Genomic DNA, 3,833 nt, shown 5'->3' with positions numbered 1-3,833 from the left:
GCCGTCCCTACGAAGAAGAAGAATAAGGCGGGGATCCCTCCATGGATCGCAGCTGGAGAGGACGGTTGTTGCGAACTCTGGCTCTGGCAAAATAGGCGATACCTAGATCAGGAAGATCCTACCGGCGCTTCCGGCACCCAGCTCTACTGCCCCGAAAGAGTCCAGGGTGCTCCCTGTGTCTGTATTGCCTTCCTATACTGAGTAGCAAAGCTCTGCCGAACTCCTATGCAGCCCACCAATCCCAACCAATTTACCGAAAAAGCTTGGAGCGCCATTGTCCAGTCCCAAGATGTGGCCCGGCGGCACCAGCAGCAACAGTTGGAAACCGAGCATTTGCTGATCTCCCTTCTGGATCAAGAGGGGGGGCTCACCCAAACCCTCCTGCAACGGGCAGGTATCGATCCGAGGCTGGTGCGGGATAAAGTGGAAAGCTTCATCAACCAGCAGCCCAAGTTGGCGCGGGTGGATCAGCTCTACTTGGGTCGCGGCCTGGAAACCACCCTGGATCGGGCCGAGGAGTTTCGCAAAGAGTACGGCGATGATTTCATCTCGGTGGAGCACTTGTTTTTGGGATCCCTGCAAGATGAGCGGGTGGGCAAGCGGGTCTTGGCACCCCTGGGCCTGACGGTAGAGCGCCTCAAACCGGTCATCAAAGAGGTGCGAGGCAAACAGCGGGTCACCGACAAAAACCCCGAATCCCGCTACGAAGCCCTGGAGCGCTATGGCCGCGATCTCACCCAGGCGGCCCGCGAAGGGAAGCTGGACCCGGTGATCGGGCGAGATGACGAGATCCGCCGCGTCATTCAGGTGCTCTCCCGCCGCACCAAAAACAACCCCGTCCTCATCGGCGAACCCGGCGTGGGGAAAACAGCCATTGTGGAGGGCCTAGCCCAGCGCATCAACCGGGGAGATGTGCCGGAGTCTCTGAAAAACCGGCGAGTCATTGCTCTGGACATGGGCGCTCTCATTGCCGGGGCCAAGTACCGCGGGGAATTTGAAGACCGCCTCAAAGCTGTGCTCAAAGAGGTCACTGAATCCGAAGGCCAGATCATCCTCTTCATCGACGAGTTGCACACCGTTGTCGGCGCCGGGGCCGGCGAAGGGGCCATGGATGCCGGCAACTTGCTCAAACCCATGCTGGCGCGGGGCGAGTTGCGCTGTATCGGCGCCACCACCCTGGATGAATACCGCAAGCACATCGAAAAAGATGCGGCCCTAGAACGCCGCTTTCAGCCGGTGTACGTGGATCAGCCTTCGGTGGAAGATACCATCTCCATCCTGCGCGGCCTCAAAGAGCGCTACGAGCTGCACCATGGGGTGAAAATTAGCGACTCCGCCTTGGTGGCGGCAGCGGTGCTCTCCAACCGCTACATCTCCGAGCGCTTCCTGCCCGACAAAGCCATCGACCTGGTGGACGAGGCGGCGGCCAAGCTGAAGATGGAGATCACCTCCAAGCCCGTCGAGCTGGACGAGATCGACCGGCGCATCATGCAACTGCAGATGGAGGAGCTCTCCCTGAAAAAAGAAGATGATGCTGCCTCTAGAGATCGCCTCAGCAAAATTGAGCAGGAGCTGGCCAACCTGACGGAGCGACAACGGGAGTTGAATGCTCGCTGGCAATTTGAAAAAGAGGCTATCGAACGCCTGCAAAGCCTTAAAGCCGAGCGGGACGCCGTCAAGCTTCAAATCGAACAGGCTGAACAAAAATATGACCTCAACCGCGCTGCCGAGCTCAAGTACGGCAGGCTGATGGAATTGGAGCGGCAAATCCAAGAGCAGGAGGCTCACCTGGCCAAGCTGCAGACCAACGGCGAGCCGCTGCTGCGGGAGCAAGTGACTCCTGAAGATATCGCTGAGATCGTCTCCCGCTGGACCGGGATCCCAGTCACCAGCCTGATGGAGTCGGAAAAGCAGAAGCTGCTGCGCCTGGAAGCCCATTTGCACCAGCGGGTGGTGGGCCAAGACGAGGCGGTAGCCGCCGTAGCGGCAGCCATTCGGCGCGCCCGGGCCGGCATGAAGGATCCCAATCGCCCCATCGGCTCTTTCCTGTTCATGGGGCCCACTGGCGTGGGGAAAACCGAGCTGGCCCGTGCTTTGGCGGAGTTCCTCTTCGACACTTCCGAGGCGATGGTGCGCATCGACATGTCCGAGTATATGGAGAAGCACTCGGTCTCCCGTTTGGTGGGGGCCCCTCCGGGCTATGTGGGCTACGAGGAAGGGGGGCAACTCTCAGAAGCGGTGCGGCGACGCCCCTACTCGGTGGTGCTGTTTGACGAGGTGGAAAAAGCCCACCCTGATGTCTTCAACATCCTGCTGCAGGTGCTGGACGATGGCCGCATTACCGACTCCCAAGGGCGGACAGTGGACTTCAAAAACACCATCATCATCATGACCAGCAACATCGGCAGCGACCTCATCCTGGAAATTGGGGCCGATGAAAGCCGCTACGAGGAGATGAAAACTCAGGTGCTGGCCATGCTGCGGCACCACTTCCGACCGGAGTTCCTCAACCGGGTGGACGAGCTGATCATCTTCCACGCCCTCACCAAAGAGCAAATTCGCCAGATTGTCGGCCTGCAAATGCAGCGGGTGGAAAAGCTGCTGGCAGATCAGCAAATCGAGATCCTGCTCACCGAAGAAGCCAAGGACTACCTGGCAGAGGTGGGCTACGACCCAGTGTTCGGGGCCCGTCCCCTGAAGCGGGTGATCCAGCGGGAGATCGAAAATCCCATTGCCACCAAGCTGCTGGAAAACGAGTTCCTACCCGGCGACCGCATTTTGGTGGATGTAGCCAACGAGCGGTTGATCTTCCGCAAGATCGGCTCTCAGCCCAGCCAAGAGCCGCCGGCGGCTGTGGCCGTCAGCTAAGTCGGGGTCCTTCCGTCAAAGCGTAATCACTTGGTCAGGTGGGTTGTCCTTCAAGGCCTCGTAGAGGTCAGGGAAACAGCCCACCTGCACTCCTTTGACGACGTTTTTGGGAACGCACCGAGCTGGCTCTCTGCGCCCGCGTCCTTGAGCGTCGCACCAGCGGGGTTCCCCTTCGGCTAGGTTGCGCTCCAGAGCGCACATGTCACACATCATCAGCAGGATGTTTTGCTCTTGGGCAACTTTGGCCAAGCGCTCGCCAATGGGATCCCCCTGCCGCAAAACAAAGCAGTTGTCGTCGAAAAAGAACATGCCCACCACCTGCGCTCCATGCACCCCTGCTTCTAGCTGGGGCAGGATCATCTGGCCCAACTTATAGGTGCCGCAGCGAGGGTGAGTGAACACGTAGGCAACTTTCATGAGGCCCTCCTTGCTGTTCTCAATTTTGATTATTAATGATTATCATTTTCAAAGTAACACGAATTCCCTGACGGGGGTTGCCGGAACCCAGCAGGCCGAGGTGGAGGTTCATTGCGAACCTGCTTGAGACTGTTCCTGATGCCTTTGTGCTGTCCAGCTCCTCTCCCTTCGCAGGAGAGGGAAGTTACGATTATTTCGATTCAAACCAGGACGCTGCACCCACACCTAAAACGTTGGTCGCGTTGTCGCGTCAGCGTTGCGGAGCAATAATGCGGCGGGCCAGAAGGCTTTTCTCAATAGCCCAGGCGTCTCACCCTAACCTGAAATGACTACAGATTGTGGGTTTACTGAGGACACGGCCAATTATTCAGTGGCATTTCTCACTTGAGATGCGGGAGGGGTTTTCTGGCGGGTTGTCAGGATTTGGGGTTTCTAATTGCCAAGGCTGCTCTCGGAGTTGCTCTATTGAACCACTAGGTTGTGTTGATCTTTCATTTGAGCCAAAAGAGAGCACTGACGAGATAGAGAAAACTCAAGAAGTTCCTGGC

The 3,833-nt window shown here is 58.0% G+C and carries 2 protein-coding genes; one reads left to right on the top strand and one right to left on the bottom strand.

The annotated features are described in order from the left end of the window. Window positions 1–225 precede the first annotated feature (225 nt). A complete protein-coding gene (clpB, locus tag NW816_RS13900; RefSeq protein WP_414380920.1) occupies window positions 226–2,868 on the top strand; it encodes an ATP-dependent chaperone ClpB in 2,643 nt (880 codons plus the stop codon). A gap of 15 nt (window positions 2,869–2,883) precedes the next feature. On the opposite strand, the gene NW816_RS13895 is transcribed toward clpB, so the two are convergent. Then, window positions 2,884–3,285, bottom strand: coding sequence for a SaoD/DsrE family protein (locus NW816_RS13895; protein ID WP_414331634.1), 402 nt, complete (start codon window positions 3,283–3,285; stop codon window positions 2,884–2,886). Window positions 3,286–3,833: the final 548 nt, after the last annotated feature.

It is taken from the genome of Synechococcus sp. W55.1 (assembly GCF_047461655.1).
Classification (GTDB): Bacteria; Cyanobacteriota; Cyanobacteriia; order Thermostichales; family Thermostichaceae; genus Thermostichus.
The sequence above is the reverse complement of the archived record's forward strand: the minus strand, read 5'-3'. Positions and strand labels throughout refer to the sequence as shown.

Bases quoted from the DNA above. Each gene is read 5' to 3' on its own strand.
- clpB (WP_414380920.1), top strand. From the start codon at position 226: ATGCAGCCCACCAATCCCAACCAATTTACCGAAAAAGCTTGGAGCGCC.
- NW816_RS13895 (WP_414331634.1), bottom strand. From the start codon at position 3,285: ATGAAAGTTGCCTACGTGTTCACTCACCCTCGCTGCGGCACCTATAAG.